14 protein-coding genes are annotated in these 14,177 nt (G+C 72.6%); 9 read left to right on the plus strand and 5 right to left on the minus strand.

Going from position 1 to position 14,177, the window contains the following annotated elements; genetic code table 11:
* The first annotated feature begins 2 nt into the window (after nt 1-2).
* The gene (locus ACIGNX_RS06685; protein WP_396537077.1) at nt 3-1,106 is read left to right on the plus strand and encodes an aromatic acid exporter family protein; all 1,104 of its coding nucleotides are present in this window, start codon (nt 3-5) and stop codon (nt 1,104-1,106) included.
* Here ACIGNX_RS06685 and ACIGNX_RS06690 read toward each other — a convergent pair.
* The 3 genes from ACIGNX_RS06690 to ACIGNX_RS06700 all read right to left on the minus strand — a co-directional run bounded on the left by ACIGNX_RS06690 (nt 1,103) and on the right by ACIGNX_RS06700 (nt 2,803).
* Nucleotides 1,103-1,306: a hypothetical protein gene (locus ACIGNX_RS06690; protein WP_396537079.1), complete on the minus strand. Its 204-nt coding sequence runs from the start codon at nt 1,304-1,306 to the stop codon at nt 1,103-1,105. The two genes, ACIGNX_RS06685 and ACIGNX_RS06690, sit on opposite strands and share 4 nt — an antisense overlap.
* Before the next feature lie 51 nt (nt 1,307-1,357).
* Nucleotides 1,358-2,017, minus strand: a complete 660-nt coding sequence (locus ACIGNX_RS06695) for an HNH endonuclease family protein (RefSeq protein WP_396537081.1) — start codon at nt 2,015-2,017, stop codon at nt 1,358-1,360.
* A 108-nt stretch (nt 2,018-2,125) separates the two neighbouring features.
* Nucleotides 2,126-2,803, minus strand: coding sequence for a hypothetical protein (locus ACIGNX_RS06700; RefSeq protein ID WP_396538172.1), 678 nt, complete (start codon nt 2,801-2,803; stop codon nt 2,126-2,128).
* Between the two features lie 88 nt (nt 2,804-2,891).
* Between ACIGNX_RS06700 and ACIGNX_RS06705 the strand changes: the two genes are divergently transcribed.
* From ACIGNX_RS06705 to ACIGNX_RS06725, 5 genes are all read left to right on the plus strand, one after another.
* Nucleotides 2,892-4,181, plus strand: a complete 1,290-nt coding sequence (locus ACIGNX_RS06705; protein ID WP_396537083.1) for an adenylosuccinate synthase — start codon at nt 2,892-2,894, stop codon at nt 4,179-4,181.
* Nucleotides 4,182-4,340: 159 nt separating this feature from the next.
* Entirely contained in the window at nt 4,341-5,165 is an 825-nt protein-coding gene (locus tag ACIGNX_RS06710) for an ABC transporter permease (RefSeq protein ID WP_396537085.1), read from the plus strand.
* Complete coding sequence (locus ACIGNX_RS06715; RefSeq protein ID WP_396537087.1) at nt 5,150-5,851, plus strand: ABC transporter ATP-binding protein; 702 nt, start codon at nt 5,150-5,152, stop codon at nt 5,849-5,851. The genes ACIGNX_RS06710 and ACIGNX_RS06715 overlap by 16 nt, the downstream gene beginning before the upstream one ends.
* Nucleotides 5,835-6,788 (plus strand): ABC transporter substrate-binding protein, encoded by a 954-nt coding sequence (locus ACIGNX_RS06720; RefSeq protein WP_396537089.1) that lies wholly within the window; start codon nt 5,835-5,837, stop codon nt 6,786-6,788. Before ACIGNX_RS06715 ends, ACIGNX_RS06720 begins: the two co-directional genes overlap by 17 nt.
* Nucleotides 6,785-7,960: an LLM class flavin-dependent oxidoreductase gene (locus ACIGNX_RS06725; RefSeq protein WP_396537091.1), complete on the plus strand. Its 1,176-nt coding sequence runs from the start codon at nt 6,785-6,787 to the stop codon at nt 7,958-7,960. Before ACIGNX_RS06720 ends, ACIGNX_RS06725 begins: the two co-directional genes overlap by 4 nt.
* Nucleotides 7,961-8,006: 46 nt before the next feature.
* Here the strand turns inward: ACIGNX_RS06725 and ACIGNX_RS06730 are convergent, their stop codons facing one another.
* Nucleotides 8,007-9,110 (minus strand): glycerophosphodiester phosphodiesterase, encoded by a 1,104-nt coding sequence (locus ACIGNX_RS06730; protein WP_396537093.1) that lies wholly within the window; start codon nt 9,108-9,110, stop codon nt 8,007-8,009.
* A 135-nt stretch (nt 9,111-9,245) separates the two neighbouring features.
* Complete coding sequence (locus ACIGNX_RS06735; protein WP_396537097.1) at nt 9,246-10,799, minus strand: Na+/H+ antiporter; 1,554 nt, start codon at nt 10,797-10,799, stop codon at nt 9,246-9,248.
* A 27-nt stretch (nt 10,800-10,826) separates the two neighbouring features.
* On the opposite strand from ACIGNX_RS06735, the gene ACIGNX_RS06740 reads away from it, so the two are divergent.
* The 3 genes from ACIGNX_RS06740 (at nt 10,827) to ACIGNX_RS06750 (ending at nt 14,171) form a co-directional block, all read left to right on the plus strand.
* Nucleotides 10,827-11,087: a UBP-type zinc finger domain-containing protein gene (locus tag ACIGNX_RS06740; protein WP_396537100.1), complete on the plus strand. Its 261-nt coding sequence runs from the start codon at nt 10,827-10,829 to the stop codon at nt 11,085-11,087.
* A gap of 110 nt (nt 11,088-11,197) precedes the next feature.
* A complete protein-coding gene (locus ACIGNX_RS06745) occupies nt 11,198-13,198 on the plus strand; it encodes a TRAP transporter permease (RefSeq protein WP_396537102.1) in 2,001 nt (666 codons plus the stop codon).
* Entirely contained in the window at nt 13,179-14,171 is a 993-nt protein-coding gene (locus tag ACIGNX_RS06750; RefSeq protein ID WP_396537104.1) for a TAXI family TRAP transporter solute-binding subunit, read from the plus strand. Before ACIGNX_RS06745 ends, ACIGNX_RS06750 begins: the two co-directional genes overlap by 20 nt.
* The last annotated feature ends 6 nt before the right edge of the window (nt 14,172-14,177 follow it).

Consider the following 14,177-nt stretch of genomic DNA (forward strand, 5'->3'; position numbering starts at 1 on the left):
GCGTGGTCGCCGTGCGCGACGAGGTGGTGCGCAGGCTGAAGCGGTGGCGCGCCACGGCCCTGCCGATCGGCCAGGCCGGGCTCGCCGCCGGCCTGGCCTGGTTGGTGGCCACCGACGTGGTGGGGCACGCGCACCCGTTCTTCGCGCCGATCGCCGCGGTCGTCTGCCTGGGCGTGTCGCTGGGGCAGCGGCTGCGGCGGGTGGTGGAGCTGGTCGTCGGCGTGTCCGTCGGCGTGGGGGTCGGCGACGTGCTGATCTCCCTGATCGGCTCGGGGCCGTGGCAGATCGCGCTGGTCGTGGCGTTGGCGATGTCCACGGCGGTGCTGCTGGACGGCGGCGCGGTGATCGCCCTGCAGTCCGGTTCGTCGGCGGTGCTGGTGGCGACGCTGCTGCCGCCCACCGCCGGCGGCGGGCTGGACCGGATGGTGGACGCGCTTGTCGGCGGGCTGGTCGGGCTGGCGGTGACGGCGCTGCTGCCGGCGAACCCGCTGACCGTGGCGCACCGGCAGGCCAAGGTGGTGCTCGGCGAGCTGAGCGAGGCGCTGCGCGGGGTGGCGGCGGCGGTGGCCGAGCACGACGCGGTGCAGGCGGCCGGGGTGCTGGCGCGGCTGCGCGACAGCCAGGAGGCGGTGAACGAGTTCGCGTCGGCGCTGCGGGCGGGCGGCGAGATCGCGACCATCGCGCCGATCCGCTGGCGCCGGCGGCACGAGCTGGGCCGGTACGAGACGGCCGCCGCCCCGGTGGACTACGCGCTGCGCAACACCAGGGTGCTGGCGCGGCGGGCGCTGGCGGCGCTGCGGGACGGCGAGCGGGTGCCCGAGGTGCTGCCCGACGTGCTGCGGCGCTACGCGGACGCGGTGGACCTGCTGCGGACCGAGCTGGGGCGCGGCGACGTGCCCCGGGGTGCCCGTGCGGCGGTCCGCGAGGCGGCGGCCTCGGCCACGGCGCACCGGCTCGGCGGCGAGGGCTTCTCGACCAAGGTGGTGCTGGCGCAGGTCCGGTCGGTGGCCGTGGACCTGTTGCAGGCCACCGGGTTGTCGCGGGCGGACGCGGCCGGGTCGTTGCCGCCCCTCACCAGGAAGGGCGGCGACGACGCCGGGCGCTAGCCCTGCGGGCGGTTCAGCACGCCGAGCAGGACGGCGTGCACCGCCTGGTGGTCGCGCGGGTCGGCCAGGCGGCACGACGCGCCCGTGACGGCGTACCACTCCTCCGCGCCCTCGTAGCGCACGGTCGCGCGCAACCGGCCCTTGTCCAGCGTGGTGCGCAGCTCCAGGTCACCGGTGACCACGCCGACCTCGTCGGTCATGACACCACCGGGCCCCGCAACGAAGGCGGAAGAGAGTTCGGCCATCGGTCGTCAGCACCTCCCGAGCATGCTCTGCAGCGCAGACTTCTCCGCGGAGTTCACGCTCAAACCCCACTTGTACTTCGAGCGCGTCCACATCTTCGCGTACGTGCACCAGTAGGACGTCAGCGGCGGCTTCCACAGCGCCGGGTCCTGGTCGCCCTTGGCCTGGTTGACGTTGTCGGTGACCGCGATGAGCTGCGGGCCGGACAGGTCGTTGGCGAACGACTCGCGCCGCGCCGTGGTCCACGACGACGCGCCGGAGCGCCACGCCTCGGCCAGCGGCACGACGTGGTCGATGTCCACGTCCGAGGCCGCGCTCCAGGTCGCCCCGTCGTAGGGGCTGTACCAGCGGCCGGAGGTGGCAGCGCAGCTCGCGTCGGTGACCACGTTCGTGCCGTCGCGCTTGAGCACCGCCTCCCGGGTGTTGCAGGCACCCGAGACGGTGCTCCAGTGCGGGAACAGGTCCCGCGAGTAGCCGCTGGTGGAGCCTTCGGCGGCGACCGCGAGCGCGGCCAGCTCCGCCTGCGCGGTGCTCGTGCTCGGGATGTTCGGCGGCGTGGCCCCGGCGGGGGTGACCAGGCCGACCACCAGCGCACCAGCCAGGAGCAGGGAAAGAGCCGGAAGTCGCGAAGCACGGGCGAGGCGTGCGGGTTTGTTGACCGTTGACATAATTCCGACCTTCCTAGTTGGAAGCTGTCGGAATTACCTTGGGTCAATTCTCCTTCCGTTACAACGCTTTCGTGTGACGCCTGAATGGCGCGCGAGAAAATTCCGCTGTCACTGCACCCCGCGGACCAGGCGCAAATCCTCCGTGTGGCGGTACCAGGTCCACTTGCCCATCGGCCGCGGGTGCGCGATGCCGTCGGAATCCACCTGCACGGGCAGGCAGCCCAATTGGAACGCGCGCGCCTGCGTGCTGGTGACCTTCCGCCCGATCAGCCGCTTGTGGATCACGTGCACGACCAGGCCGGGACCGCCGTCCGGGTCCGGGGTCACCTCCAGCCGCGACGCCTGGCCCCGCAGCACCACCGTGTCGTCCCCGTAGCCGACGCCCCGCACCGGGCCGAGCGAGCCGAGCCCCACGAGCACCCCGCCGACGTCGTCGCGGACGAGCGGCACCCGGTCGGGTTCGCCCGACAGCGCGAGGTCGAGCGCGCGACCCGGGTCGGTGGGCAGTCCCCACAGCTTCGCCACCTCCGAGCGCGGGTCCACCGGGACGTACCCGACCGGCACGTCCGCGAGCCGCTCGGAGCGCATCAGCCGCAGCACCACCGCGTTGAGGTCGGCGTCCGTGCCGTGCACGACGAGACGTTCGTCACCCAGTTCGGCGAGGACCGCGTCCACCTCGGCCTTTCCGGGCCGTTCCGCCACTCGGCGGACCCCGAAACGGTCACCGTCCGTGATCCTCGGCGACTGCGAGTTTCCGCAGGCCAGCACGATTCCGCGCACCTTCATCTCCTGGTCTACCCTCAACAGCCGTCCTCTGACGGCTCGGCCGTCGCGGGCTCTCGGCTCTTACCCGTCCAACCGCTTGGAGTTTCACATGCCGGCCGTCGTGCTGATCGGTGCCCAGTGGGGCGATGAGGGCAAGGGCAAGGCGACCGACCTGCTCGGTGACCGCGTGCAGTGGGTGGTCCGGTACCAGGGCGGCAACAACGCCGGGCACACCGTGGTGCTGCCCGACGGCCAGAAGTTCGCCCTGCACCTGATCCCCTCCGGCATCCTCACCCCCGGCGTGACCAGCGTCATCGGCAACGGCGTCGTGGTCGACCCCGGTGTGCTGCTCGAGGAGCTGGCGGGCCTGGACGAGCAGGGCGTCGACACCAGCAAGCTGCTCATCTCCGCGGACGCCCACTTGATCATGCCGTACCACGTGGCGATCGATAAGGTCACCGAGCGGTACCTGGGCAAGGCCAAGATCGGCACGACCGGTCGCGGCATCGGGCCGTGCTACCAGGACAAGATCGCCCGCGTCGGCGTGCGCGCGCAGGACCTGCTGGACGAGAAGATCCTCCGGCAGAAGGTCGAGGCCGCGCTGGACTTCAAGAACCAGGTGCTGGTCAAGGTCTACAACCGCAAGGCGCTCGACCCGGGGCAGGTGGTCGACAGCGTGCTGGAGCACGGGTCGAAGTTCGCCTCCCGGATCGCCGACACGCGCCTGCTGCTCAACCAGGCGCTGGAGCGCGGCGAGACGGTGCTGCTGGAGGGCTCGCAGGGCACGCTGCTCGACGTCGACCACGGCACCTACCCGTTCGTCACCTCCTCGAACCCGACCTCGGGCGGCGCGAGCGCCGGCTCGGGCATCGGGCCGACGCGGATCACCACCGTCATCGGCATCCTGAAGGCGTACACCACGCGCGTCGGCTCCGGCCCGTTCCCGACCGAGCTGAACGACGAGATGGGCGAGCACCTGCGCAAGACCGGCGGCGAGTTCGGCGTCACCACGGGCCGGTCGCGGCGCACCGGCTGGTTCGACGCGGTCATCGCCCGGTACGCGGCGCGGGTCAACGGCATCACCGACTACTTCCTGACCAAGCTGGACGTGCTGTCCGGCCTGGAGAAGGTCCCGGTCTGCGTCGGCTACACGATCGACGGCGAGCGGGTGGACGACATGCCGATGACGCAGACCGACGTGCACCACGCCGTGCCGGTGTACGAGGAGCTGCCCGGCTGGTTCGAGGACATCACGCACTGCCGCACGTTCGAGGAGCTGCCCGCGAACGCCCGCGCGTACGTCGAGCACCTGGAGGAGATCTCCGGTGCCCGCGTCTCCGCGATCGGCGTCGGCCCGGGCCGCGACCAGACCATCGTGCGCCACGACATGCTCGGCTGACGCGCTCAGCGGGTTCACACCACAGTGCCTCTGGTACCGACGCAATCGGTGCCAGAGGCACTTTCACAATTCGGGAGACGTTGACTTCCCCGGTCCGGATACCAAAACTCTGATTCGCTGATCAGCGCGTCCGATGTTCCCGTCCGCTGGGAGAAATCCGTGTCGATTTCCACCGCGGGTGTTGTCGCGCGTCCGGAAACGGTCGTGCCGGCGCGTGCCCCCGCCCCGAAACAACGCAAGTGGCCGGATCTGCGCCGGTGGTTGAGCCCGCTCGGGTTGATCGTGCTGTGGCAGGTGGCCTCCGGCACCGGCGTGCTGCCGGAGGACAAGCTCGCCTCGCCGCTGACGGTGTTCCGGTCGGCCTGGGAGCTGGTCCTGGACGGGCAGCTGGTGGACGCGTTCCTGGTGTCGTCGGGCCGGGTGGCCGTCGGGTTCGCCCTCGGCGCGGTCGTCGGCGGCGCGCTCGGGCTGGTGTCCGGGCTGTCGCGCTGGGGCGAGCGGCTGCTCGACCCGCCCGTGCAGATGCTGCGCACGTTGCCGCACCTGGGCCTGATCCCGCTGTTCATCCTGTGGTTCGGCATCGGCGAGGAGCCCAAGCTCGCGCTGGTCGCCGCCGGGGTGGCGTTCCCGCTGTACCTGAACCTGCACGCGGGCATCCGGCAGACCGACCCGGCGCTGCTGGAGGCCGCGCGGGTGCTCGGCTACACGCGGTTCGAGCGGGTCGCGCACGTCGTGCTGCCGTCGGCGGTGCCGCAGACGCTGGTCGGGCTGCGGATCGCGCTCGGCACGGCGTGGCTGTCGCTGATCGTCGGCGAGCAGGTCAACGCGGACGCGGGCATCGGCTACCTGATCAACAACGCGCGGGAGTTCCTGCGCACCGACGTCGTCGTGGTCGGCCTGCTGGTCTACGCCCTGCTCGGGCTGACCACGGACGCCCTGGTGCGCGCGCTGGAGAGGAGGGTGCTGCGGTGGCGAACGCGGTGAGCATCCGGGGGTTGGTGAAGGACTTCGGGCCGCGCCGGGTGCTGGCCGGGCTCGACCTGGACGTCGCCGACGGCGAGTTCGTGGCGCTGCTGGGGCGCAGCGGGTGCGGCAAGTCGACATTGCTGCGCATCCTGGCGGGGCTGGACACCCGGGTCGAGGGGACGGTCACCGTGCCCGAACGGGTGTCGGTGGCGTTCCAGCAGCCGCGCCTGCTGCCGTGGCGGCGGGTGTGGCGCAACATCTCGCTGGGCCTGCACGGGGTGGACGGCCGTTCGGTCGCGGAGCAGGCGCTGGCCGAGGTGCGGCTGGCCGACCACGCCGACGCGTGGCCGTTGACGCTGTCCGGCGGCGAGGCGCAGCGCGTGTCGCTGGCGCGGGCGCTGGTGCGCGAGCCGGAGCTGCTGCTGCTGGACGAGCCGTTCGGCGCGCTCGACGCGCTGACCCGGCTCGCCATGCACCACCTGGTGGAGCAGCTGTGGCGGCGGCACCGGCCCGCCGTGCTGTTCGTGACCCACGACGTGGACGAGGCCCTGCTGCTGGCCGACCGCGTCGTGGTGCTGGACGGCGGTCGGCTCGTGGCCGAGCACCGCGTCGACCTGCCGCGACCGCGGCGCCGCGCGTCCTTCGCGGACCTGCGCTCACGAGTGCTGTCGAACCTGGGGGTGGACGATGTCGAAGCTGCTTAGCGCGCTGGTGGTCGCGGTCCTGGCGGTGTCGGCCTGCGGCACGGCGGAGTCGGCCGACGACGGTCCGGTCGTGCTCAAGGTGGGCGACCAGAAGGGCGGCTCGAAGGCGCTGCTGACGGCCGCCGGGCTGCTGGACGACTTCCCGTACCCGATCGAGTGGTCGACCTTCACGTCCGGCCCGCCGTTGCTGGAGGCCGCCTCGGCCGGCGCGATCGACGTCGGCGGGGTCGGGAACACGCCGCCGATCTTCGCCGCGGCCGCGAACGCGAAGATCGCCGCGGTGTACTCGGCCAAGGGCAACGTGGAGAGCGACGCCGTGCTGGTGCCCGCCGACTCGGCCCTGAAGTCCGTGCCCGACCTGAAGGGGCGCAGCATCGCCGTGGCCAAGGGCAGCTCGGCGCACGGGCAGGTGCTGCTGACGCTCGCCGCGGCCGGGCTGACCACGAAGGACGTGACGCTCACCTTCCTGCAGCCCTCGGACGCGTACTCGGCGTTCACCCAGAAGCGGGTGGACGCGTGGGCGGTGTGGGACCCCTACACGGCGCAGGCCCAGCTGGAGGCCGGGGCGCGGGTGCTGACCGACGGGCGCGGCAAGTCCAACGGCTACACCTTCCAGGTGGCCGGCCGGGCGGCGCTGGACTCGCCGGGCAAGAACGAGGCGGTCAAGGAGTTCGTGAAGCGGATCGCCCGCGCCCAGCGGTGGGCCGACACGCACCGCGAGGAGTGGGCGCGGGCGTGGGCGGCCGAGACCGGGCTGAAGATCGAGGTGGCGCGGGCGGCCGTCGAGCGCGGCGGCGACCTGCCGGTCAAGCTGGACGACGCGGTGGTCGCGTCGGAGCAGGAGCTGGCCGACGCGTTCAGCGCGGACGGCGCGCTGCCGGGCAAGGTGGACTTCAAGGAGTTCGTGGACACCCGTTTCCAGGGGGAACTGTCATGAGCGTCGTGCTGCACTGGTTCCTGCCCACCTCCGGCGACGGCCGGACCGTCGTCGAGCGCTTCCACGCCAACCGCTCGCTGGGCGCGGCGGCGCCGCGCGACCCGGACATCGACTACCTGGCGCAGGTCGCGCAGGCGGCCGAGCGCAACGGGTTCGTCGGCGTGCTGACGCCCACCGGCACGTGGTGCGAGGACGCCTGGTTGACCACGGCGGCGCTGCTCGCGCGCACGTCGACGCTGAAGTTCCTGGTGGCGTTCCGGCCGGGCGTGATCTCGCCGACGCTGGCCGCCCAGATGGCCGCGACCTACCAGCGGATCTCGCGCGGTCGGCTGCTGCTCAACGTGGTGACCGGCGGTGACGAGATCGAGCAGCGCCGGTTCGGCGACTGGCTGGACCACGACCGGCGGTACGCGCGGACCGACGAGTTCCTGCACGTGGTGCGGGCGGTGTGGTCGGGCAGGCCGGTCGACTTCGACGGCGAGCACTACCGCGTGTCGGGCGCGACCGTGCTGGCCGCGCCGGACCCCGTGCCGCCGATCTACTTCGGCGGGTCGTCGGACGCGGCGCTGCCCGTCGCGGCCCGGCGGGCGGACGTGTACCTGACGTGGGGCGAGCCGCCCGCGCAGGTGGCGGAGAAGATCGGCCGGGTGCGCGAGCTGGCGGGCGACCGGCCGATCCGGTTCGGCGTGCGGCTGCACACGATCAGCCGCGACACGTCCGCGGAGGCGTGGCGCGAGGCGGAGAAGCTGCTGGAGGCGCTGGACCCGGCGCAGGTGGCCAAGGCGCAGGAGCAGCTGCGGGCGTCGCAGTCGGTGGGCCAGCAGCGGATGCTGGCGCTGCACGGCGGCGACCTGAGCCGGGGCGTGCGCGGCCTGGAGGTCCACCCCGGGCTGTGGGCCGGCATCGGCCTGGTGCGCGGCGGCGCGGGCACGGCGCTGGTCGGCAGCCACGAGGAGGTGGCCGACCTGGTCGAGGAGTACCACGCCGTCGGCGTGGAGGAGTTCGTCCTGTCCGGCTACCCGCACCTGGAGGAGGCGTTCTGGTTCGGCGAGGGCGTCCGGCCCGTCCTGGCGGCCCGCGGCCTGCTCGCGGACCCGGCCGCGGCGGCGGACCCGCGCACCGCACCGGAGCTGTCGGCACCCCCTGAGACCCTCTCCCTCGGGGGGTCCTGATCACCGGGGGACGCCCGCGTTCGCGCGGGCGTCCCCCGGGCGGCGGTCAGCCCTTGCGGGCTTCCACGGCGGTGTCGGGGTTGTCGGCGAACACGCCGTCCAGGCCCGTGGCGAAGAACCTCGCGTACTCGCCGAGCGGGTCGCCGTACGCGGTCGGGTCGGCGGAACCGCGGAAGTCGGCGGGCAGGAAGGTGTTCTCGTTGCGGAACGTCCAGGCGTGCACGACCAGGCCGCGCGTGTGCGCGTCGCGCACCAGCGCGGTGGGCTCGCGCAGCGCGCCCGCGGCGTCGCGCGGGATGACGAGGTCCTTCGCCGCGCCGACGCCGTTGGCGTAGGTGCGGATCTCGCGCAGCCCCTGCGGCGTGACGAGGTCGGCGTAGGTGCGCTTGTCGCCCGCCTTCACGAAGTCGTACGGCGCGCCCGAGGCGTTCACCAGCTGCACCAGCGGCACGCGCAGCTTCGACCGGAGCTGCTTGAGGTTGGCCACCTCGAACGACTGCACGAACACCTTCGCGTTGGGCCGGTTCAGGCCCGCCCGGTCCAGCACGTCGACCAGGCGCGGCTCCAGCGGCAGGCCGATCTCCTGGAAGTACGTCGGGTGCTTGGTCTCGGGGTAGATGCCGATGTCGCGGCCCAGCTCGCGGGAGAGCCGGCGGGACAGGTCGACGACCTCCTCCAGCGTCGGCACCTCGAATCGGCCGTTGTAGACGGTGTTGCGCTGCCGGACCTCCGGGATGCGCTCCTTGGCCCGCAGCGTCTTCAGCTCGGCCAGCGTGAAGTCCTCGGTGAACCAGCCGGTGACCGACGCGCCGTCGATGACCTTGGTGGTGCGGCGCGCGGCGAACTCGGGGTGCGCCGCCACGTCCGTGGTGCCGCCGATCTCGTTCTCGTGCCGCGCGACCAGCTTGCCGTCCCTGGTCGCCACCAGGTCGGGCTCGACGTAGTCCGCGCCCATCCGCGCGGCCAGCTCGTAGGAGGCCAGCGTGTGCTCCGGCCGGTACCCCGACGCGCCCCGGTGACCGATCACCAGCGGGCCCTTGCGCGAGGACGCCACCTCCGCCTGGCCGCTCGCCGTCGCGGAGGGCAGCACCACCGCCCCCGCCACCGCGAGCGCCGCGAGCGCCGCCCCGACGAACCTCGTCCGCACCATCGCCGACCTCCCGAAAGGGTTCCTGCCCAGCACTACTGACGCGGCAGCTTCGTCGCGCACCGCGACGTCCCGGACACGCCAAGGCGAAGTGGAGGACACGTCACGGTGAACGCGTGGTGGGCGGTTCGGGGTTCGTCACTCCCTGGAGATGGCCGCTTCCTCCAGGTCGAGCTCCCGGAGCACCCGGAACAGCACCTCGTCGTCGATGCGCCCCTCGTCCCGGGCTCGCACGAACACCTCGCGCTCGGCCTCCAGCATCGTGCGCCGCAACCGCCGGTAGGACGCGGCCGGGCTCTCGTCCTCCTGCCTGCCCAGCCGCTCCCAGGCCGCGTTGCCCCGGTGCTCGGCCATCGTCCGCAGCCGGTCCACGACGTGCCCCGGCGTGTCCTGGTCGTCTTCGACCACCTCGTCCAGCCGCCGCACGGCGGCCTGCGCGGCGGCGTGCTGCACCTGCGCCTCGGCCAGCGCGTCGGTGCGCTCCTCGTCGCCGCGGTACGCGAGCCTGCGGATCACGAACGGCAGCGTCAGCCCCTGGATGAGCAGCGTGCCGACGGTCACCACGAACGCGCAGAACACGATGACCTCGCGACCGGGCAGGTCCAGCGGCAACGCGCTCGCCGCGGCCAGCGACACCACGCCCCGGATGCCCGCCCACGACAGCACGGTCACGCCGCGCCACCCCGGTGCGACCTCGCGCCGGCGGATCCGCTTCGACAGCAGCCGGGGCAGGTACGCGGCCGGGTACATCCACAGGAACCGCACCAGGATCGTCGCACCCAGCACGGCCGCCGCCGCCCACACCAGCCCGGGGGTGATGTCCACCGCGCCGACGACGCTGTTGAGCTGCAACCCGATCAACGCGAACACGAACGACTCCAGCAGCGCGTCCACCGACCGCCACACCGCCGTGTCCTGCAGGCGCGTGTAGTAGGAGCCGCGCGGGGCGTTGTGCCCGATGTACAGCCCGGCCACGACCACGGCGAGCACACCGGAGGCGTGCACCTCCTCGGCGAACAGGTACGCGCCGAACGGCACCAGCATGCCGAGCGCGCTCTCCAGCACGCCGTCCTCCAGCCGGTCGCGCAGCCACCGCACCACCCAGCCGATCACCAGGCCGACCAGCACGCCGCCACCCGCGCTGACCAGGAACGTGCGGGTGCCGTCCACCCACGTCGTCGCGACGCCGGCGGCGGCCGCGACCGCCACCTTGTACGCGGTGAGCGCGGTCGCGTCGTTGATCAGGCTCTCGCCGGTGAGCAGCGTCATCGTCCGCCGCGGCAGGTCGAGCCGGCGGCCGATCGAGACCGCCGCCACCGCGTCCGGCGGCGCCACCACCGCGCCCAGCACCAGCGCGGCGGGCACCGACAGGCCGGGCAGCACGAGGTGCGCCACCCAGCCGACGCCGACCGTGGTCGCCAGCACCAGGCCCACCGCGAGCAGGCCGATCGGCCGGAGGTTGGCCCGGATGTTGTGGTAGGAGCTGTCCAGGGCGGCCGAGTACAGCAGCGGCGGCAGCACCAGGACCAGGACCAGCTCCGGTTCCAGGGCGAACTCCGGCAGGCCGGGGATGAACGACACCGCCAGCCCGACGCCGACCAGGGTCAACGGCGCCGACCAGTTCAGGCGCTTGGCCGCCGCCGTCACGAGCAGCGCGCCGAGGAGCAACAGGAGCAGTTCCGGTCCGTGCATGGCGCAATCTTGCGTGATGATGGCGGTATGACCTGTCCTCACCTCTCCGAACTGCCGGAATCCGTCGCGCCGGACAACCCCGACGGCTGCGCCGACTGCCTCGCCATCGACGAGCACAACTGGGCCCACCTGCGGATCTGCCTGTCCTGCGGCCACGTCGCGTGCTGCGACTCCAGCCCGCGCCGGCACGCGACCGCGCACTTCCACTCCTCGGAACACCCCGTGATGCGCTCGTTCGAGCCGGGCGAGGACTGGCGCTGGTGCTACGTGGACGCCCGGATCGTGTGAACCCGGCCGGGGCGTCTTTACAGTCCCTTTAGCCGGTCGGCCTATGGCTGTGACCCACGGCACAGCTAGCTTCGGGAGCGCTCCACCCAGCGCGACGCGAAGGGGTGCTCGTGCCGACCAAGCCGCAGGTCGAAGTCGACGAACTGCTCGCCGAGCACGACGAGGAGCGCCCATCGCGCGCCCTGTCCCGGCGGTGGGGGCTGGGCGTGCGGGTGGCGGGCCTCGCCATCGCGCTGCTCGTGCTCAAGCAGGTGTTCTGGCCGTTCGCCAAGGGCGGCCAGTTCTACCTGGTGATCTTCCTGGCGGTCACGCTGCCGCTGGTCTTCCTCTGCTACCGGCCGCGGGGCCGGCGCGGCGGCGCCGACGACGACCCCGGCGTCGTGGATTGGGCCGCGGCGGCGCTGGCGTTCGTGGTGGGCGCCTACCCGCTGTTCGGGGGGTTCGACGCGTTCCTCGACCGGCAGGGCCAGCTCACCGGGCTCGACGTCGTGGCCGGGTCGCTGCTGCTCCTGCTGGTCCTGGAGGCGTGCCGGCGGACCACCGGCTGGGTGCTGCCCGTCGTCTGCGCCGGCTTCATCGCGTTCGCCTACTACGGCGGGTACCTGCCGCCGTCCTGGGCGATCTCGCACGCGGGCGTGGACTTCCCGCAGATCATCAACGGCTTCTACAACGACGCCACCGGGTTCTACGGGACGCCGCTGGACGTCGCCGCCACCTACATCGTGCTGTTCACGATCTACGGGTCGGTGCTCAACGCCTCCGGCGCGGGCGCGTTCTTCGTGGACATCAGCTTCTCCGCCTTCCGCAGGTCCCGCACCGCGCCCGGCCGCACCGCCGCCACCGCCGGGTTCCTGCTCGGCACGGTGTCCGGCTCCGGCACGGCGACCACCGTGTCGCTGGGCGCGGTGACGTGGCCGATGCTGAAGAAGGCCGGCTACCCGAGGGAGAGCGCGGGCGGGCTGCTCGCCGCGTCGGGCATCGGGGCGATCCTGTCGCCGCCCACGCTGGGCGCGGCGGCGTTCATCATCGCCGAGTACCTGGAGACGTCCTACCTGCAGGTGCTGATCTGGGCGATCCTGCCGACGCTGCTGTACTACCTGGGCATCGCGCTGGCCGTGGAGATCGACGCGCGCAAGTTCGGCGCGAAGCCGGTCGACATCGACTCGCCGAGCCCGTGGGCGCTGCTCAAGCGCGGCGGGTACCACTTCCTGTCGCTGGCCGTGATCGTCGTGTTCCTGGCGCTGGACATCCCGGTGTTCTCCGCCGTCGTCTACGCCACCGGCGTCGCCGCGGTGTTCGCGCTGTTCGCCCTGCGCGGCGACGTGCGGGCGTGGCTGAGGGCCGTGGCGGACTCGCTGTCGACCGGCGTGCGGTCGGCGCTGCCGGTGATCGCGGTGTGCGCGGCGGCGGGCGTGATCACGTCCACCATCACCAAGACCGGGCTCGGCCAGGAGCTGGCGTCGGCCCTGGTGGACCTCGCCGCCGCCCTCTCGTCCAACCCGACCGCGGTCCTGCTGGTCACGGTCGTGCTGTCGGCGCTCGCGGTCAGCCTGCTCGGCCTGGCCGTGCCCGTGACCGCGTCGTTCATCATCTCGTGGGTCGTCATCGGGCCCGCGCTGATCGAACTGGGCGTGGCGCGCGAGGAAGCGGCCATGTTCATCTTCTACTACGCCGTGCTGTCGGAGGTGACGCCGCCGACCGCGCTCGCCGCCGTGGCCGCCGCCGCGATCACCGGCGGCGACGTGGTGAAGACGATGTGGCGGACGTGGAAGTACACGCTGCCCGCCTTCCTCGTGCCGCTGGCGTTCGTGCTGACCGACAACGGCGCCGGCCTGCTGCTGCGCACGTCGTTCCTCGACGGCCTCTGGGCGTTCGCCGTCTCCGCGCTGGGCGTGGCGGCGCTCGCCGTGCTCACCGGCGGCTGGCTGTTCGGCCCGGCGCGGTGGCCCGAGCGCGTGCTGTGCGCGCCCGCCGCCGTGGCCCTGCTCTACCTGCAACCCGTGACCACCGCCGTCGGCCTGGGCTTCCTGCTGGTCGCGGTGGCGGTGCACGTCGTCCTGCGTCGGAAGACCCACTCGGGAGGGGAACAGCATGCGCAGCTGGACGCTTAAGGTCGCCGTCGGCGTGCTCTCGGTCGGCCTGGTCGCCGCCGGGTGCGGCGGGAAGCGGACGCCCGACGCGGCGGGCGGCACCGCAGCCGGTGCCGCCTGCGAGGCCGGGGACGGGCGGATCACCATCGCGACCGGCAACTCCGGCGGCGTCTACTACGTCATCGGCGGCGGCCTGGCCAAGCTGATCAGCGACAACACCAAGCTCAAGGCCACCGCCGCCGAGACCGGCGCGTCGGTGCAGAACATCCAGCAGCTCGTCGCGGGCGACTACGACATGGCGTTCTCGCTGGCCGACACGGCGGCGGACGCGGTCGCGGGCAAGGGGGCGTTCGACGGCAAGCCGCAACAGGTGCGGGCGCTGACCAGGCTGTACCCGAACTACACGCAGGTCCTCGTCCGGACCGACGCGGGCATCGACTCGGTCGCCGACCTGCGCGGCAAGCGGATCTCCACCGGCTCGCCCAAGTCCGGCACCGAGGTGATCGCGAACCGGCTGCTCACCGCCGCCGGGCTGAACCCGGAGACCGACGTGCAGGCGCAGCGGCTCGACCTGGCCAAGACCGCCGACGGGATGAAGGACGGCAGCATCGACGGCCTCGTGTGGTCCGGCGGCCTGCCCACCGCGCAGATCACCGACCTGACCACGTCGTTGAAGGACGAGGTCGAGTTCCTCGACATCACCCCGCAGCTCGACGCGCTGAAGGAGGTCAACGGCGTGTACGACCGGGGCGTCATCCCCGCCGCCACCTACGGGCAGCCGGCCGACGTGCCCACCGTGGCCGTGCCGAACGTGCTGCTCGTGCGCTCGGACTTCCCCGAGGGCGACGCGTGCGCGGTGACCAAGCTCATCTACGACAGGAAGGCCGACCTGGAAGCCGTGCACCCGGCGGCGAAGGACATCCTCCGGGACAAGGCGGCGATGACCGACCCCGTGCCGCTGCACCCCGGCTCGCTGGACGCCCTGGGCGGCTGACCGGTC

This window comes from Actinosynnema sp. NPDC053489 (genome assembly GCF_044544865.1).
Classification (GTDB): domain Bacteria; phylum Actinomycetota; class Actinomycetes; order Mycobacteriales; family Pseudonocardiaceae; genus Actinosynnema.